Here is a 17,859-nt window from a genome sequence, read left to right as displayed (position 1 = left end):
GCGTGTGGTAGCCCGGTTTTATCGCGATCGGGTGACACCATGGACACCATGAGGCAAAGGATCCTTGTCGTCGACGACGACCCGTCACTGGCCGAGATGCTCACCATCGTCTTGCGTGGTGAGGGATTCGACACCGCGGTCATCGGCGACGGCACCCAAGCACTGACCGCGGTCCGCGAATTGCGGCCCGACCTGGTGCTGTTGGACCTGATGTTGCCCGGCATGAACGGGATCGACGTGTGCCGGGTGCTCCGTGCCGACTCCGGTGTCCCGATCGTCATGCTGACGGCCAAGACCGACACCGTCGACGTGGTGCTGGGCCTGGAATCCGGCGCCGACGACTATGTGATGAAGCCGTTCAAGCCCAAGGAGCTGGTGGCCCGGGTGCGCGCCCGGCTGCGCCGCAACGAGGACGAGCCGGCCGAGCTGCTGTCGATCAACGATGTCGAGATCGACGTGCCGGCCCACAAGGTGACCCGTCAGGGCGAGCAGATTTCGCTGACGCCGCTGGAGTTCGACCTGCTCGTGGCGCTGGCACGCAAACCACGCCAGGTGTTTACTCGTGATGTGCTGCTCGAACAGGTGTGGGGATATCGGCACCCCGCTGACACCCGTTTGGTGAACGTGCATGTCCAGCGGTTGCGGGCCAAGGTTGAGAAAGACCCGGAGAACCCGCAGGTGGTGTTGACAGTTCGAGGAGTGGGATACAAGGCCGGACCCCCGTGATCTTCAGCTCCAGACGGCGCATTCGTGGTCGCTGGGGAGGATCCGGCCCGCTTCTACGCGGATTGGGGACGTTAGGCCGGGCGGTCAGCCTGGTGTGGCGTCGGTCGCTGCAACTGCGGGTCGTGACACTGACTCTGGGGCTCTCGCTCGCCGTCATCCTGGTGCTCGGCTTCGTGCTGACCAGCCAGATCACCGACCGGATCCTTGAGGTCAAGGTCAAGGCCGCCACCGAGGAGGTGGAACGGGCCCGCGTCACGGTCGGCGGCATCGTCGGAGGCGAAGAGAGCCGTTCGCTCGACAGCAGTCTGCAGTTGGCCCGGAACACCCTGATCGATCGCAAGGCCGACGCCCGTGCGGATATGGCCGGTGCGTTCGACGCGGTCATCATGGTTCCCGGCGACGGGCCACGCGAAGCTGCTGCGGCCGGGCCGGTGCAACAGGTGCCCAAGGCCTTACGCGATTTCGTCAAGGCCGGGCAGGTGAGTTACCAATACACCACGGTCGTGACTCAAGGATTCTCCGGGCCGGCCTTGATCGTCGGCAGCCCGGCGTCCTCGTCGGTGCCCAATCTTGAGCTATACCTGATCTTTCCGCTGAACAACGAGGAAAGCACCATTTCGCTGGTGCGTGGCACCATGGCGACCGGCGGCGTGGTGCTGTTGGGTCTGCTGGCGGCCATCGCACTGGTGGTGGCCCGCCAGATCGTGCAGCCGGTCCGGTCGGCGTCACGGATCGCCGAGCGGTTCGCCGAGGGCCACCTGACCGAGCGGATGCCGGTGCGCGGCGAGGACGACATGGCCCGGTTGGCGGTGTCGTTCAACGACATGGCCGAGAGCTTGTCGCGCCAGATCCAGCAGCTCGAGGAGTTCGGAAACCTGCAGCGCCGCTTCACCTCTGACGTCAGCCATGAACTACGTACCCCGCTGACCACGGTGCGCATGGCCGCCGACCTGATCCACGATCACATCCACGACTCCGGGGAGAATCTCGACCCCGCGCTGCGCCGGTCCACCGAGCTGATGGTCAACGAACTGGACCGGTTCGAGACCCTGCTGGCCGATCTGCTGGAGATCTCCCGCCACGACGCCGGCGTCGCCGAGTTGTCGGTGGAGTCGGTGGATCTGCGGACCACGGTGCAGAGCGCGCTGAACAATGTCGGGCATCTGGCGGCCGATGCGGAGGTCGAGCTCGACGTCAACATGCCAGGTGACGAGGTGATCGCCGAGGTGGATCCGCGACGTGTGGAACGCATCCTGCGCAATCTCATCGCCAACGCCATCGATCACGCCGAACGCAAAGCGGTGCGCATCCGGATGGCTGCCGACGAAGACACTGTCGCCGTCACCGTGCGCGATTACGGTGTCGGACTGCGCCCCGGTGAGGAAAAACTGGTGTTCAGCCGGTTCTGGCGGTCCGACCCGTCGCGGGTACGCCGTTCCGGCGGCACCGGACTGGGCCTGGCCATCAGCATCGAGGACGCGCGCCTGCACCAGGGCCGGTTGGAGGCCTGGGGTGAACCCGGCAAGGGGGCCTGCTTCCGCCTGACGCTGCCGCTGGTGCGCGGCCACAAGGTGACCGCCAGCCCGCTGCCGTTGAAACCTGTTTCGCCGCAGCAAAAGTCGCGGCAGCGACCCGACCGAGACCGTGATCATGCGGAGGAGAGCGTGTGAAGCGCCTGCTGACGGTGGTGGTCGTCGGGTTGGTGGTCCTGGTGGCCGGATGCGCGGGAATTCCGAATTCGTCGTCCCCGCAAGCGATCGGCACGGTCGACAGGCCGGCGCCGCCGAACCTGCCCAAACCGGCACCCGGTATGGACCCTGACGTGCTCCTGCGCGAATTCCTCAAGGCCACGGCTGATCCGGCGAACCGGCACCTGGCGGCCCGGCAGTTCCTCACCGAGTCGGCGTCCAGCTCATGGGACGATGCCGGCAGTGCCCTGCTGCTCGATCGGGTGGTGTTCGTCGAAACCCGCAGTACGGACCGGGTCTCGGTGAGTATGCGGGCAGACATCCTGGGATCGCTGTCCGACATGGGGGTCTTCGAGACCGGGGAGGGGGCGCTGCCCGACCCCGGCCCCATCGAGCTCGTCCAGACTCCGGGCGGTTGGCGCATTGACCGGTTGCCCAACGGGGTTTTCCTTGACTGGCAACAGTTTCAGTCCACCTACAAGCGCAACACACTCTATTTCGTCGACCCGACCGGAGCCACGGTCGTGCCGGACCCCCGCTATGTCGCGGTGTCCGATCCCGACCAGTTGGCCACCGAACTGATCTCCAAACTGGTGGCCGGGCCGCGTCCGGAAATAGCCAGGGCGGTACGCAATCTGCTCGACGCGCCGTTGCGGCTGCGGGGTCCGGTCACCCGCGCCGACGGCGGTAAGACCGGGGTGGGGCGCGGCTACGGTGGCGCCCGAATCGACCTCGAGAACCTCTCGACGACCGATCCGCACAGTCGGCAACTGCTTGCCGCACAGATCATCTGGACTCTGTCGCGAGCCGGGATCAGTGGGCCTTACGTGATCAACGTCGACGGTGCCCCGCTGGACGACAGGTTCGCGGACGGCTGGGAGACCTCCGACGTCGCGGCCAGCGACCCGGGGGCCGTCCCCGGCGCGGCCGCCGGTCTGCACGCGCTGGTCGGTGGTTCCCTGGTGTCGTTGGACGGGCAACAAACCAGCCGGGTGCCCGGAGCTTTCGGGTCGGCACCGTTCCAGATGTCGGCCTCGGTGTCGCGCAACGGTCAGGACGCGGCCTCGGTCGTGGTGCTGCCCGGCGCGCCGGAGGCCACGGCGGCCGCACTGTGGATGGGGCAGCTGGGCGGGGCCACCGCCATGGCCATCGAGGGCCGCACCCTCAGCCGGCCGAGTTGGTCGTTGGATGCGGCCGTGTGGGTGGTGGTCGACAACGTCAACGTGGTGCGCGCGATCCGCGACGCCTCCGGCGTGCCGGCCCGCATTCCGGTCGACGCGGCGGCGGTGACCACCCGATATCCGGGCCCGATCACCGAGCTGCAGCTTTCCCGGGACGGCACCCGCGCGGCGATGGTGATCGGGGGACAGGTGATCCTGGCCGGGATCGAGCGGACCCCGGAGGGCCAGTTCCTGCTGACCTATCCGCGGCGCCTCGGCTTCGGCCTGGGCAACACGGTGGTGTCGCTGTCCTGGCGTACCGGCGACGACATCGTGGTCAGCCGGACCGATCCGGCGCACCCGGTGTCCTTCGTCAATCTCGACGGGGTCAACTCCGACGGACCCAGCCAGAACCTGGCGATGCCGGTGGGCACGGTGGCGGCCAATCCGTCGACGGTCTACGTTGCCGATCAACGCGGGGTGATGCAGTTGTCCGCGTCGGTCAGTGAGAACAATCCCGGGTGGGTCGAGGTCCGGCCGCTGATGGTTCCCGGTTCGTTGCCGGTGCTGCCCGGCTGATGTCGGTGCCGGCGCGCAGACTGCCGGCATGTTCGACCTCATCCTGCCGCTGGAGTGCGGTGGCTGTGGGGCGCCGACGACCCGGTGGTGCGCGGCGTGTGCCGGGCAGCTCGCGGTCGGTGACGACGAGCCCCACCTGGTTACCCCGCGCACCGATCCGGGAGTGCCGGTGTTCGCACTGGGCCGCCACGCCGGTATCCGTCGGCGCGCCATTGTGGCGGCCAAAGAAGATGGCCGTACCGACCTGATCGTCCCGCTGGCCGGTGCCCTGAATGTCGGCCTGCAGCACCTGCTGACCTGGGGCGTCGTCGGTACTCCGGTGACCCTGGTCCCGGCACCCACCCGTCGGCTCGCGGCACGTCGGCGCGGCGGCGATCCGGTCCACCGGATCGCGGCGGCAGCGGTTGACGGGTTGCCCGGTGTGCGCGTCGTGCCCGCGCTGCGCCTGCGGCCGTGGGTGCGGGATTCGGTGGGCCTGTCCGGCGCCGCGCGCCAGCGCAACATCGCCGGCCGGGTGCGACTGATCCGACCGGTCGGGGGTGAGGTGGTGTTGGTCGACGACATTGTCACGACCGGAGCCACCGCGACCGAATCGGTACGGATGCTCACGAACGCCGGGGTCGACGTGTCTGCTGTGCTGGCGATTTCGCATGCTTGACGTGCGCGTCATTTCGTTGAGATCAAACCCACATGAAGAACTGAGAACACGTATCTGGATTTGGTGGCACGAGTGGGTGAACACGGACTACCGTCGGCAGCAACCACCCGTGAATGACTCACGGCGGCGCTCGGAGAAACGCAGCGCCACTTCACCGCATACGGTAGGAGGTGAGTAATCGACACCTTGCGCCGATGGGTGGAGCAAACCATTCGGCCCATCGGCACCATCACGATTCGTTGAGAAGTAGGGCACGCACGATGCGTGTGACAGCTGAGAGAAACGAGTTGCCGAGTATGTCAACCCATTCCCCGGAAACAAGCGCCACCATGGTGGTCGACCCCGACGATCAGGTCGGTGACACCACCCCGGAGCCGAACGCAGAGGTTGTGGTCAAGGGTCGAAACGTCGAAGTTCCAGACCATTTCCGCATGTACGTTTCGGAGAAGTTGTCGCGCCTGGAGCGGTTCGACCGCACCATCTACCTGTTCGACGTCGAGCTCGACCACGAACGCAACCGCCGTCAACGCAAGAATTGCCAGCACGTCGAGATCACGGCCCGCGGCCGCGGCCCGGTGGTGCGCGGCGAGGCCTGCGCCGACAGCTTCTATGCCGCATTGGAGTCAGCGGCCGGCAAACTCGAGAGCAGACTCCGAAAGGGCAAGGACCGCCGCAAGATCCACTACGGCGACAAGACCCCGGTCTCGCTGTCCGAGGCAACCGCGCACGATGCGCTGTTCGAGCAGCAGCCGACGGCGACAGCGGATGCCGGATTGGCGGATGGTCTCGACGACCATGAGCCGGGCCGGATCGTCCGGACCAAGGACCACCCCGCGAAGCCGATGACAGTCGACGACGCCCTCTATGAGATGGAGCTGGTCGGCCACGATTTCTTCCTGTTCCACGATAAGGAGAGCGACCGCCCGTCGGTGGTGTACCGCCGCCATGCCTACGACTACGGGCTGATCCGCCTGGCCTGAGCGCCGGCAGACGCAGAATCGCACCTCGGAGCATTCCGGGGTGCGATTTTGTGTCTTGCCGCCAGCCGGACCAGCGACTTAGACCGGTCACCTACGATGGAGGCCAACTAAGCCCGTGCGATCCCGTCCACGGGATCCATCGAACCCACAGGGGAAATAGCGTGCTGTCGAAGTTGCTCCGTCTCGGCGAAGGCCGCATGGTCAAGCGCCTCAAGAAGGTCGCCGACTATGTCGACACCTTGTCCGACGACATGGAGAAGCTCTCCGACGCCGAGCTACGAGCCAAGACCGACGAGTTCAAGAAGCGGATCGCCGACGGCGAGGACCTGGACGACCTGCTGCCCGAGGCGTTCGCCGTGGCTCGTGAAGCGGCATGGCGGGTGCTGTCCCAGAAGCACTTCGAGGTCCAGATCATGGGCGGTGCGGCGCTGCACTTCGGCAACGTCGCCGAGATGAAGACCGGTGAGGGCAAGACCCTGACCGCGGTGCTGCCCGCCTACCTCAACGCACTGAGCGGCAAGGGTGTGCACGTCGTCACGGTCAACGACTACCTGGCCAAACGCGACAGCGAGTGGATGGGTCGCGTGCACCGGTTCCTGGGCCTGGACGTGGGGGTCATCCTCTCGGGCCTGACCCCGGAGGAGCGTCGTGCGGCGTACCACGCCGACATCACGTATGGCACCAACAACGAGTTCGGCTTCGACTATCTGCGCGACAACATGGCGCACTCCACCGAGGACATGGTCCAGCGCGGCCATAACTTCGCCGTCGTGGACGAGGTCGACTCCATTCTGATCGACGAGGCCCGTACCCCGCTGATCATCTCCGGCCCCGCCGACGGTGCCTCCACCTGGTACCCCGAGTTCGCCCGGTTGGCGCCGTTGATGGAGAAGGACGTCCACTACGAGGTGGACATCCGCAAGCGCACCATCGGTGTGCACGAGCTGGGCGTGGAGTTCGTCGAGGACCAGTTGGGCATCGAGAACCTCTACGAGGCCGCCAACTCGCCGCTGGTCAGCTATCTGAACAACGCCATCAAGGCCAAGGAGCTGTTCCAGCGGGACAAGGACTACATCGTCCGTGACGGCGAGGTGGTCATCGTCGACGAGTTCACCGGCCGCGTGCTGCTGGGCCGCCGCTACAACGAGGGCATGCACCAGGCGATCGAGGCCAAGGAACACGTCGAGATCAAGGCCGAGAATCAGACGCTGGCCACGATCACACTGCAGAACTACTTCCGGCTCTACGACAAGCTGTCGGGCATGACCGGTACGGCCGAGACCGAGGCCGCCGAGCTGCACGAGATCTACAAGCTGGGCGTGGTGCCCATCCCGACCAACCGGCCGATGGTCCGTGCCGATCAGGGCGACCTGATCTACAAGACCGAGGAAGCCAAGTACATCGCGGTCGTCGACGATGTGTCCGAGCGCTTTGAAAAGGGCCAGCCGGTGCTGATCGGTACCACCAGCGTCGAGCGCTCCGAGTACCTGTCGCGACAGTTCACCAAGCGCAAGATTCCGCACAACGTGCTCAACGCGAAGTACCACGAGTCCGAGGCGAACATCATCGCCGAGGCCGGCCGGCTCGGCGCCATCACGGTCGCCACGAACATGGCCGGTCGCGGTACCGACATCGTGCTCGGCGGCAACGCCGACTTCCTGGCCGACAAGCGGCTGCGCGAAAAGGGCCTGGACCCGGTGGAGACCCCCGAGGAGTACGAGGCCGCCTGGGACGACACCCTCACGGCCATCAAGGACGAAGCCGGCAAGGAGGCCGAGAAGGTCACCGAGGCCGGTGGGCTCTACGTGCTCGGCACCGAGCGCCACGAGTCCCGGCGTATCGACAATCAGCTCCGCGGCCGCTCGGGCCGCCAGGGCGACCCGGGCGAGTCCCGCTTCTACCTGTCGCTGGGTGACGAGTTGATGCGACGGTTCAACGGCGCAACGCTGGAGTCGCTGCTGACCCGGCTGAACCTGCCCGACGATGTGCCGATCGAAGCCAAGATGGTGACCCGCGCGATCAAGAGCGCGCAGACCCAGGTCGAGCAGCAGAACTTCGAGGTCCGTAAGAACGTCCTCAAGTACGACGAGGTGATGAACCAGCAGCGCAAGGTCATCTACAAGGAGCGGCGGATGCTCCTGGAGGGCGAGAACCTCCAGGAACAGGCGCACGACATGCTCGTCGACGTGATCACCGCCTACGTCGACGGTGCCACCGCCGAGGGCTACGCCGAGGACTGGGATCTGGCCAAGCTGTGGGAAGCGCTCAAGACGCTGTACCCGGTCGGCATCGACCACCACGACCTGGTCGACTCCGACGCGGTGGGGGAGCCGGGCGAGCTGACGCGCGACGAATTGCTCGAAGCGCTGATCGCCGACGCCGACCGCGCCTACACCGAGCGCGAGAAGCAGCTCGAGGAACTGGCGGGCGAGGGCGCCATGCGCCAGTTGGAGCGCAACGTCCTGCTCAGCGTGATCGACCGCAAGTGGCGTGAGCACCTCTACGAGATGGACTACCTCAAGGAGGGCATCGGCCTGCGGGCGATGGCGCAGCGCGATCCGCTGGTCGAGTACCAGCGCGAGGGCTACGACATGTTCGTCGGCATGCTCGACGCGCTCAAGGAGGAGTCGGTCGGGTTCCTGTTCAACGTGCAGGTCGAGGCCGCGCCGGCGCCCGCCGTCGCGCCCGTGGCCGCACCTAGTGGGCTGGCCGAATTCGCCGCGGCTGCCGCAGCAAAGGCCGGTGAGGCCGCAGCCGCCGATCCGGAGTCGGGTGCGGTGGCCACGAAGGAGCGTCCGGCACCTGCATTGCGTGCCAAGGGCATCGAGAATGACGCACCGCCGCTGACCTACACCGGACCGTCGGAGGACGGCACGGCGGAGGTACAGCGCTCCGGCGGTAGCGGGCGGCATTCTGCGCAGTCCGGTGGTACGCGGCGTGAGCGTCGCGAAGCGGCCCGCAAGCAGGCCAAGACGGGCCGGCCGTCGAAGTCGCACCGCAAGGACTAGCCGAGTTGTAGCGCAGTGAGTTGCCAACGGCCACTGCGTGATTCGATGCGTCCGGCGATGGCGAGCACCCGCGGCCCGCGGGTGTAGGTGGCGAACAGCTCGGCAGCCTCGGGTGAGACTGCCGGGCGTAGTCCCACCCGGCGCAGGCTGGCCGTGGTGGGGTGCCGGAATGCGGTGGAAGCGATGACCGCGTCGAGCAGGAGTTGGCTCATCAACGATTTCAGCTGGGCCGGTGGCCTGCGCCGGTCGACGACCTCAAGGACTCGGCGCAGGGCCATATCGGCGAACTGCGCGGCGCCGGGCTGCAATTGTGGATCGGTTTCGGGGCCGACCAACCGCAACCGGCGTGGGCTGTGCCGGTGTAGCACGGTCGGTGCCGGGCAGGGATCCGGCGGTGCCGACACGTCAACCGGTGTGCTTCCCAGCGGCAGCGCCGGCGGCTCGCAGTCGATCACCGGGGCGGTCAGCGGCAGACGTTTCGGGATGGGCACAGACAACCTCCAGCGGTCGGCATCACGGACGACATCTGCTGGAGAGGTGCAGACCTCCCCATGATCGCACGGGTTCGGCGTGCCGGAAGCACGGATCTTCGGCCACCCGGTATCGCCCGATAGCGTGGCGGTGACGCATGCAGCCCGGATGTCGGAGACGACGGGTCTGCTCCACCTCGGGCACTGACCAGGGGGCCAGATGGTTCAGCCCAGCATCGATTGGCCGGCGGAGCCGCTGCGCTCGCTGATGTGGACGTTGCAGGCATGGGTGATCACGCTCGCGGTGTTCCTCGCCGTGGCGGTGCTCATCGCGAGGTTCACCAGATGGGGACAACAGTTCTGGCGGGTCAACGCACCGTTCTTCAGCGGGCGGGGCAGTTGGCGCACCTGGGCGCTGCTGGCATTCATGCTGTGGCACACCGTGTATGCGGCGCGGGTGGTGGTGATCTTCACCTACCAGTACGCGGATCTGATGAATGCGGTGCAGGCCGGTTCGGAAGCGCTGGCCACCCACGACCCGGCCAAGCTGGATGCCGCGCGCAGCGCCTTCATGACCTCCTTCGCGATCAGCGGGATCCTGGTGGCGCTCACCGTGATCTATACGGTGGTCGACCTGTTCCTGCGCCGGGTCTTCTCGATCCATTGGCGGGTCTGGCTCAACACCCGACTGGTCGACGACTGGATGGCCGGCGATGCGTTCTACCGCAACCGCTTCCTGGACCCGCCGGTGGAAAACCCTGACCAGCGCATCCAGACCGACGTCGAGACCTTCACCACCAAATCGGTCGACCTGAGTATCGGGGCGGTGAGCAAGTCCTTGTTGATCGTCATGTTCACCGGGGTGTTGTGGCAACTATCGGGACCGTTGCAGTTGGGCGGGTGGGTGATTCCGCGGGCCATGGTCTTCGTCGCGTTCATCTTCTCGATCACGGTGACGGTCATCGCATTCTGGATCGGTCGGCCGCTGGTGCGGCTGAACTTCCTCAACGAACGGTTCAGCGCCAGTTTCCGGTATGCATTGGTGCGGCTGCGGGACAGTGCCGAGCGAGTGGCGTTCTACCGGGGCTCCGAGCGGGAACGGCAACTCCTGCACTCCCGGTTCGCCGAGATCATCGCCAACATGTGGCGCATCGTGTTCGCCCAGTTGCGGCTCAACGGCTGGAACCGGGGCGTCGGCGACGTGACGACCGGCATGATTCCCTACATCGTGCAGGCGCCCCGGTTCTTCGCCGGTCAGATCACGCTCGGTGGTCTGTTGCAGACGGTCGCGGCCTTCGGAAACGTTTGTGGCGCAATGGCATTCTTCCGGGACAGCTACGACGAGTTCACCGTCTACCGGGCCGCGCTGATGCGGATCGACCAGATGCTCGATCACGATCACCGGGCACGGGAGTTACCCCGGATCTCGGCCGTCACCACGCGGGATTCGCTGGCGCTCACCGGCGTCGAGGTCGGTGACCTGCAGGGGCGCCCGCTGATCACGGATCTGTCGATGGTGTTGAACCCGGGTGACAGTGTGGTGGTGAAGGGGCCGTCGGGGTGCGGCAAGACAACCCTGCTGCGCAGCCTGGCCGAGCTGTGGCCGCGGACAGCGGGACTCGTGGAGTATCCGTCTGGATGGGCGACGCTGTTCCTGCCCCAACTGCCGTATCTGCCGCTCGGTGATCTGCGGGCATCGGTGATCTACCCGCTTCCGATTGCGGATGTGAGCGACAGCGAATTGCGCGACACGTTGCGCGCGGTGGCCCTCGAACATCTGACAGAGCGCCTGGACGACGAAGCCGACTGGGCGTCGGTGCTGTCCTTGGGCGAACAACAGCGAGTGTCGTTTGCGCGGGTGCTGCTGGTCCGTCCGCGGGTGGTGTTCTTCGACGAGTCGACGTCCGCGTTGGACGAGGGACTCGAAGACGCCATGTATCGATTGGTGCGCGAACGGCTACCCGAGTGTGTGGTGGTCAGTGTGGGGCACCGGTCCACGATCGATGGCCATCACCGGTCCCGGTTGCAGTTGGAGGGCGGCGGGAGTTGGGAGCTCTCGGCAATTCCGACACGAAATTGACGCGCGGTCCACCCGTGATGCGAACAACCAGAATCGCCAGCTACCGTGACGGAGTTCAAGCGGAGCGAGTTGGGGAGGTAGGCGCCGCATGGTGAGCAGACTGTCGGCCTCCGACGCAGCGTTCTTCCATCTGGAGAACACCGCTACGCCGATGTACGTCGGATCCCTGTCGATCCTGCGCAAGCCGCGTGCCGGCTTGAGCTACGAGACCCTGCTGGAGACGGTCGAGCGCCGCTTGCCGCAGATTCCGCGGTACCGGCAGAAGGTGCGCGAGGTGACGCTGGGCCTGGCCAGGCCGGTGTGGGTGGACGACCGGGAATTCGACATCACCTATCACATCCGGCGCTCGGCGCTGCCGTCTCCCGGCAGCGACGCCCAACTCCACGACCTGATCGCCCGGCTCGGCTCGCGCCCGTTGGACCGGACCCGTCCGCTGTGGGAGATGTATCTGGTCGAAGGGCTGACCCAGAACCGCATCGCGATCTACACCAAGACCCACCAGGCCCTCGTCAACGGAATGACAGCGTTGGAGATCGGGCACGTGATCGTCGATCGCGCGCAGAAGCCGCCGGAGTTCGGTGAGGACATCTGGATTCCGGCCCGCGAACCCAGTGACCGGCAGTTGTTTCTCGGCGCGATCGGGGAGTGGATCACCCGGCCGACCAGTCAGCTCGCCGCCGTGCGCGACACGGTGACCGAAGTGGCCACCAGCGCCACCGAATTGGCGGCGGTGGGACGACGGGTAGCCGATGTGGCCCGCACGGTGGCGCGTGGCACCGCGCCGAGCAGCCCGTTGAACACCACGGTGTCGCGCAACCGCAGGTTCTCGGTGGACCAGCATCGGTTGGAGGATTACCGGCTGGTGCGGGCCCGCTACAACTGCGACATCAACGATGTCGTGCTGGCTGTGGTGGGCGGTGCCCTGCGCAACTGGCTGCTGTCGCGCGGGGAGCCGGTGACCCCCACGACCACGGTGCGGGCCATGGCGCCGATGTCGGTGTACCCGGATGCCGAACTGGACTCCACCGGGCCGGGTCAGGCCATCAGCGAGGTATCGCCGTTCCTGGTCGACCTCCCGGTCGGTGAGGGAAACCCGGTGGTCCGCCTGTCGCAGATCGCCCATGCCACCGAATCGCATTCCACCGCGGCCAGTCTGGTCGACGCGCGCACCATCGTGACCCTGTCCGGATTCGCTCCGCCGACCTTGCACGCCATGGGCATTCGGGTGGCGACAGGTTTCTCGGCGCGGCTGTTCAACCTGCTGATCACCAACGTGCCCGGCGCCCAGAAGCAGATGTATGTCGCGGGCACCAAGCTCCTGGAGACCTACGCGGTGCCGCCGTTGCTGCAGAACCAGGTGCTGGCCATCGGGGTCACGTCGTACGACGGCATGTTGTATTTCGGGATCAACGCCGACCGTGACGCGATGAGTGACGTCGACGTGTTGCCCAGCCTCTTCCGGGAATCCCTCGAAGAATTGCTCGAGGCCGCCAAGTAATCCTGGCAAAACGCTTGAGGTGTTTGACCTGGGCTGGAATTCGCGGTCTGATGAATTGATCATGCCGGCTGAGATACGAAAAAGTAGATCTGACAAGCACACGCAAGAAGCGAAGAAAGCAACAGCGAAGGCGCTGAAATCGCCGACCGGCGATGTGGTGCCGCACCCGGTCCTCGATGTTCCGGTGGAGCAGCAGGCCTACACCCGGCGGCAGGGTGTCGACTGGGTGGTGTTCGGGGTCACCGCCGTCATCGCTCTCGCATTCCTGGTCTGGGGATTCGTCAGCACGGACTCCCTTGCCGCGGCATCGTCGAACGCACTCAGTTGGGTGATGGCCGATGTCGGTTGGCTGTTCGTCCTGACCGCGTCCGGGTTCGTGGTCTTCGTGATCTGGCTGGCGATGAGCCGCTACGGAAACATCCCGCTGGGGCGTGACGACGAAGAGCCCGAGTTTCACACGGTGTCATGGGTCGCGATGATGTTCAGCGCAGGCATGGGAATTGGCCTGATGTTCTTCGGGGTTTCCGAGCCGCTGTCGCATTTCGCCTCCCCACCACCGGGCACCGGCGGGCCGGGCAATCCCGAGGCCGCGGAGACCGCGATGGCCACCACGATGTTCCACTGGACGCTGCACCCGTGGGCGATCTACGCCGTCGTCGGGCTGACCATCGCCTACGGGGTCTACCGCAAGGGCCGGGCGCAACTCATCAGCGCGGCGTTCGAGCCACTGCTGGGTAAACACGCCAACGGGCCGTGGGGCAAGGTGATCGACATGCTGGCGATCTTCGCCACGCTGTTCGGGTCCGCGGCCTCGCTGGGCCTCGGTGCGCTGCAGATCCGCAGCGGGTTGCACATCGTCGCCGGGATCGGTGAAACCGGCAATGCCATCTTGATTGGCATCATCACGATCCTGACCGTCGCGTTCGTCCTGTCGGCGGTGTCGGGGGTCGCACGCGGGATCCAGTGGCTGTCCAACATCAACATGGTGCTGGCGCTGGTGATGACACTGTTCATCTTCGTCGTTGGCCCCACGATGTTCATGCTGAACATGATCCCGACCTCCATCGGCAGCTACGTCGACCAGCTGGCGCAGATGGCTGCCCGGACGGGCGCCGAAGGCCCCGCGGTCAGCACCTGGCTGCAGGATTGGACCATTTTCTATTGGGCGTGGTGGATCTCCTGGACTCCCTTCGTCGGCATGTTCATCGCCAGGATCTCGCGCGGCCGCACCATCCGGCAGTTCGTGACCGGGGTGCTACTCGTGCCCAGCGCGGTATCGGTGGTCTGGTTCTGCGTGTTCGGTGGCGCGGCCATCTTCGAGCAGCAGAACGGGGTGGATCTGGCCGGAATGGGCAGCCAGGAGCGGCAGTTGTTCAGCCTGCTCGGCGAGTACCCGATCGCCACGGTCACCAGTGTCGTGGTGATGGTGCTGGTCGCCATCTTTTTCGTGTCGGGTGCGGACGCGGCGTCGATCGTGATGGGATCGCTGTCCGAGCGCGGCACCATCAAACCGACCCGGCCCACGGTGATCTTCTGGGGCGTCGCCACCGGCGCGGTGGCGGCGGTCATGCTGCTGGTCGGCGGTGCCGACGCGCTGAACGGTCTGCAATCGATCACGATCATCGTCGCGGTGCCGTTCGTCGTGGTGATGGTCGGTCTGGCAGTGGCACTCGTGCGCGACCTGAGGCGGGATCCCTTGGTGGTGCGCCGCGAGTACGCGCTGGAAGCCGTCAACGATGCGGTGGTCGCCGGTGTCACCCAGCACGGCGACGATTTCGTGATTTCGGTGGAGAAGGACCCGCAAGCCGAGGACCGTAAGGACGCCGACGACGGCTAACCTCGCGGTGTGCGTGTCTACATCCCGACGACTCTGGTCGCCCTGCAGCAGCTCGTCGCCGATCGCCACCTGCTCGTCGTGAACGGGACCGCCTTCGCGGTTACCCCGACACTGCGGGAGGCCTACGCCGAGGGTGACGACGACGAACTCGCCGAGGTGGCCTTGCGGGAAGCCGCGCTGGCCTCCATGCGGTTGATGGCCGGCGGGCCGTCCGATTCGGGTCTGCCGCCGCGCCGTGCGGTGGTGGTGGCCGATTCGGGGGCGGATGTGGAGGTCACGATCCGTCCCGACCTCGACGACGCCGTCGTGCGGTTGTCCGGACCCTTGCCGATCGACGCCGTCGTCGCGGTGTACGTCGACAATGCCGACGCCGAGCCTGCAGTGCTGGCCGCCGTCGATGTCATCGACGACGCGGACATGGGGGACGAGGACGCCGAACTCACGGTGGGGGACGCCCAGGATCACGACCTGGCGTGGTACGCCCCGCAGGAATTGCCGTTCCTGCTCGAACTGCTCTGATCGACGACACGGGGGATTTGTCATGCGCGGATTCGGGCTGTTGGCGGTGCTGGCCGTGGTCTTGGCCAGTGCGGCGTGTTCGACCGGTGGGGGCGAAACCTCACCGGCTGGATCTGCAGAGCCGGGTCGCCCGGCCGAAACCGGCCCGCCGGCTCCGGCACCCCCTGCCGCCAACGTGGCCACCATTGACTTCAGCAACGTCAAAATCTTTGACGGCCACAGTGATCGGCTGTCGGCGCCATCGAACGTGCGGGTCAAGGGAAACCGGATCGAACGGATCTCCACCGATGCGCTGCCGGCTGACCCGGCTGCCACCGTGATCGACGGCGGCGGCCGTACGTTGATGCCGGGCCTGATCGACAACCATTGGCACACGATGCTCGTGCGTCCGCCGGTGACACAGCTGACGACCTTGGACCCGGGGTACCTCAACCTGTTGGCCGGCGCCGAGGCCAACGACACGTTGATGCGCGGGTTCACCACGGTCCGCGATCTGGGCGGTCCGAGTTTCGGTCTCAAGAAGGCCATCGACGAAGGCGTCGTCAACGGTCCGCGCATCTTCCCGTCGGGCGCGATCATCACCGTCACCAGTGGTCATGGTGACTTCCGCACACCCGCGGACCTTCCCCGCAACCCGGGTGGCCCGCCGTCGCGTCAGGAGGAACTCGGCGCCGCCATGGTCGCCGACAGCCCCGACGAGGTGCGAATGCGTGCGCGCGAGCAGCTGTTCCAAGGCGCGTCGCAGATCAAGCTGACCGCCGGGGGTGGGGTGTCCTCGCCGCACAGCCCACTCGACGTCACCACCTTCACCGAACCCGAACTGCGGGCCGCCACCGAGGCGGCAGGCAACTGGGGCACCTATGTGGCGGTGCATGCCTACACCCCGCAGACTATCCAGCAGGCGATTCGCGCCGGGGTCACGTGTATCGAGCACGCTCACCTGATGGATGAGGCCACCGCAAAGGAGATGGCGGACAAGAACATCTGGCTGAGTACGCAGCCCATCCCGGCCGAGATGATCGGTGCGTTCCCGCCTGGTTCGGACGAGGCCGCGAAAGCCAAGGAGATCGTCGAGGGCGTCAACAACGTCTACCAGTTGGCACGCAAGTACAAGCTCAAGACGGCCTTCGGCACCGACATTCTGTTCTCGCCGCAACTGGCGGCCAGACAGGGGGCGCTGCTGGCGGGGCTGGGCAAGTGGTTCTCGCCCGCCGAGACGTTGGCGATGGCCACCGGCACCAATGGCGAGTTGTTGGCGCTGTCGGGCAAGCGCAGCCCGTACGCCGGAAAGTTGGGCGTGGTCGCGGAGGGCGCACTGGCGGATCTGTTGTTGGTCGACGGCGACCCGCTGGCCCGCCTGGACCTGATCGCCGATCCGGAACGCAACTTCAAAGTGATCATGAAGGACGGGAAAACGTACAAGAACACTTTGGTGTCCTGACCTGTGGTGGCGGCCGTACGACTAGCTACGGGGCAGTAACCTACGGTACCGTAGGTTCATGGCCAAGAACTCGATCAAGGTCTCGGCCAATGTGGCCGATACGGTCCGCCCAAGCGTCGCCGGCGCCGACCGGCGTCCTGGCTGGCATGCGCTTCGCCGCATCGTCGGCCAGGTGACCACACCGCTGCTGCCCGACGATTATCTCAAGCTCGCCAACCCGTTGTGGTCAGCGCGGGAGTTGCGCGGTCGGGTGGTCGATGTGCGGCGGGAGACGGCCGACTCCGCGACATTGGTGATCAAACCGGGTTGGGGATTCTCGTTCGACTATGAGCCCGGCCAGTACATCGGGATCGGTGTGCTCATGGACGGGCGCTGGCGCTGGCGGTCGTATTCACTCACCTCGACGCCGGAGAAGGCTCCTTCAGCAGGCGCGCGCACCATTGCGATCACGGTCAAGGCGATGCCCGAGGGTTTCCTGTCGGCGCATCTGGTCGACGGTTTGCAGCCCGGAACTGTGGTGCGGCTGGCCGCACCGCAGGGCAATTTCGTCATGCCCGAGCCGGCGCCGGCGTCGGTGCTGTTCGTGACGGCCGGCTCCGGCATCACCCCGGTGATGTCGATGCTGCGCACCCTGGTGCGCCGTGATCAGATCACCGACATCGTGCATGTGCATTCGGCGCCAACGGAATCCGACGTCTTGTTCGCTGCCGAGCTGGCGACGCTGCACGAGGAGCACCCCGGCTACCGGCTGCTGTTGCGCAGCACCCGGACCGAGGGCCGGCTGGATCTCGGGCAGATCGGCGACGTGGTTCCCGACTGGCGGGAGCGTCAGGTGTGGGCGTGCGGGCCAGAGGGCATGCTCAACGACGCCGAACAGGTCTGGGCGGCCGCGGGCATCCCTGACAGCCTGCACCTGGAACGTTTCGCGGTGTCGCGGGCTGCCCCGCACGGGGCCGGCGGCACGGTGACGTTCGAGCGCAGCGGCAAGGAGGTCACGGTCGACGGCGCGACGCCGTTGATGGACGCGGGCGAGCAGGTCGGCATCCAGATGCCGTTCGGCTGCCGAATGGGTATCTGTCAGTCGTGTGTGGTGGGTCTGGTCGACGGGCACGTGCGCGATTTGCGTACCGGCGTCGAGCACGAGCCGGGCACCCGGATCCAGACGTGTGTTTCGGCTGCTTCCGGCGACTGCGTCCTGGACGTCTAAACTTTACT

The 17,859-nt window shown here is 66.2% G+C and carries 13 protein-coding genes; 12 read left to right on the top strand and 1 reads right to left on the bottom strand.

The features are described 5' to 3' along the window. The first annotated feature begins 39 nt into the window (after window positions 1-39). The 6 genes from mtrA (at window position 40) to secA (ending at window position 8,799) form a co-directional block, all read left to right on the top strand. Window positions 40-726, top strand: a complete 687-nt coding sequence (mtrA, locus tag JOF57_RS17675; protein WP_163663441.1) for a two-component system response regulator MtrA — start codon at window positions 40-42, stop codon at window positions 724-726. After that, window positions 723-2,396, top strand: coding sequence for an MtrAB system histidine kinase MtrB (gene mtrB, locus JOF57_RS17670; protein ID WP_209918570.1), 1,674 nt, complete (start codon window positions 723-725; stop codon window positions 2,394-2,396). Before mtrA ends, mtrB begins: the two co-directional genes overlap by 4 nt. After that, window positions 2,393-4,153, top strand: a complete 1,761-nt coding sequence (lpqB, locus tag JOF57_RS17665; protein ID WP_209918568.1) for an MtrAB system accessory lipoprotein LpqB — start codon at window positions 2,393-2,395, stop codon at window positions 4,151-4,153. The genes mtrB and lpqB overlap by 4 nt, the downstream gene beginning before the upstream one ends. 28 nt (window positions 4,154-4,181) lie before the next feature. Beyond that, complete coding sequence (locus JOF57_RS17660) at window positions 4,182-4,811, top strand: ComF family protein (protein ID WP_209918566.1); 630 nt, start codon at window positions 4,182-4,184, stop codon at window positions 4,809-4,811. Between the two features lie 296 nt (window positions 4,812-5,107). Further along, on the top strand, window positions 5,108-5,791 hold the full coding sequence (hpf, locus tag JOF57_RS17655) for a ribosome hibernation-promoting factor, HPF/YfiA family (RefSeq protein WP_209918564.1): 684 nt from the start codon (window positions 5,108-5,110) through the stop codon (window positions 5,789-5,791). A gap of 161 nt (window positions 5,792-5,952) precedes the next feature. Then, a complete protein-coding gene (secA, locus tag JOF57_RS17650) occupies window positions 5,953-8,799 on the top strand; it encodes a preprotein translocase subunit SecA (RefSeq protein WP_209918562.1) in 2,847 nt (948 codons plus the stop codon). On the opposite strand, the gene JOF57_RS17645 is transcribed toward secA, so the two are convergent. Then, window positions 8,796-9,290 carry an Rv3235 family protein gene (locus JOF57_RS17645; RefSeq protein WP_209918559.1) on the bottom strand — a complete coding sequence of 165 codons (495 nt, stop codon included), beginning with the start codon at window positions 9,288-9,290 and terminating at the stop codon, window positions 8,796-8,798. The two genes, secA and JOF57_RS17645, sit on opposite strands and share 4 nt — an antisense overlap. 199 nt (window positions 9,291-9,489) lie before the next feature. Between JOF57_RS17645 and JOF57_RS17640 the strand changes: the two genes are divergently transcribed. From JOF57_RS17640 to JOF57_RS17615, 6 genes are all read left to right on the top strand, one after another. Continuing rightward, window positions 9,490-11,349, top strand: a complete 1,860-nt coding sequence (locus JOF57_RS17640) for an ABC transporter ATP-binding protein/permease (protein ID WP_209918557.1) — start codon at window positions 9,490-9,492, stop codon at window positions 11,347-11,349. 88 nt (window positions 11,350-11,437) lie between these two features. Then, the gene (locus JOF57_RS17635; RefSeq protein WP_209918555.1) at window positions 11,438-12,847 is read left to right on the top strand and encodes a WS/DGAT/MGAT family O-acyltransferase; all 1,410 of its coding nucleotides are present in this window, start codon (window positions 11,438-11,440) and stop codon (window positions 12,845-12,847) included. A 61-nt stretch (window positions 12,848-12,908) separates the two neighbouring features. Then, window positions 12,909-14,684, top strand: a complete 1,776-nt coding sequence (locus JOF57_RS17630; RefSeq protein WP_209918553.1) for a BCCT family transporter — start codon at window positions 12,909-12,911, stop codon at window positions 14,682-14,684. 9 nt (window positions 14,685-14,693) lie between these two features. Then, window positions 14,694-15,203 (top strand): DUF6912 family protein, encoded by a 510-nt coding sequence (locus JOF57_RS17625; protein WP_209918551.1) that lies wholly within the window; start codon window positions 14,694-14,696, stop codon window positions 15,201-15,203. A gap of 22 nt (window positions 15,204-15,225) precedes the next feature. Continuing rightward, on the top strand, window positions 15,226-16,644 hold the full coding sequence (locus tag JOF57_RS17620) for a metal-dependent hydrolase family protein (RefSeq protein ID WP_209918549.1): 1,419 nt from the start codon (window positions 15,226-15,228) through the stop codon (window positions 16,642-16,644). Between the two features lie 58 nt (window positions 16,645-16,702). Then, on the top strand, window positions 16,703-17,851 hold the full coding sequence (locus tag JOF57_RS17615; RefSeq protein WP_209918547.1) for a ferredoxin reductase: 1,149 nt from the start codon (window positions 16,703-16,705) through the stop codon (window positions 17,849-17,851). The last annotated feature ends 8 nt before the right edge of the window (window positions 17,852-17,859 follow it).

It is taken from the genome of Mycolicibacterium lutetiense (genome assembly GCF_017876775.1).
GTDB classification, from domain to species: Bacteria; Actinomycetota; Actinomycetes; order Mycobacteriales; family Mycobacteriaceae; genus Mycobacterium; species Mycobacterium lutetiense.
The sequence above is the reverse complement of the archived record's forward strand: the minus strand, read 5'-3'. Positions and strand labels throughout refer to the sequence as shown.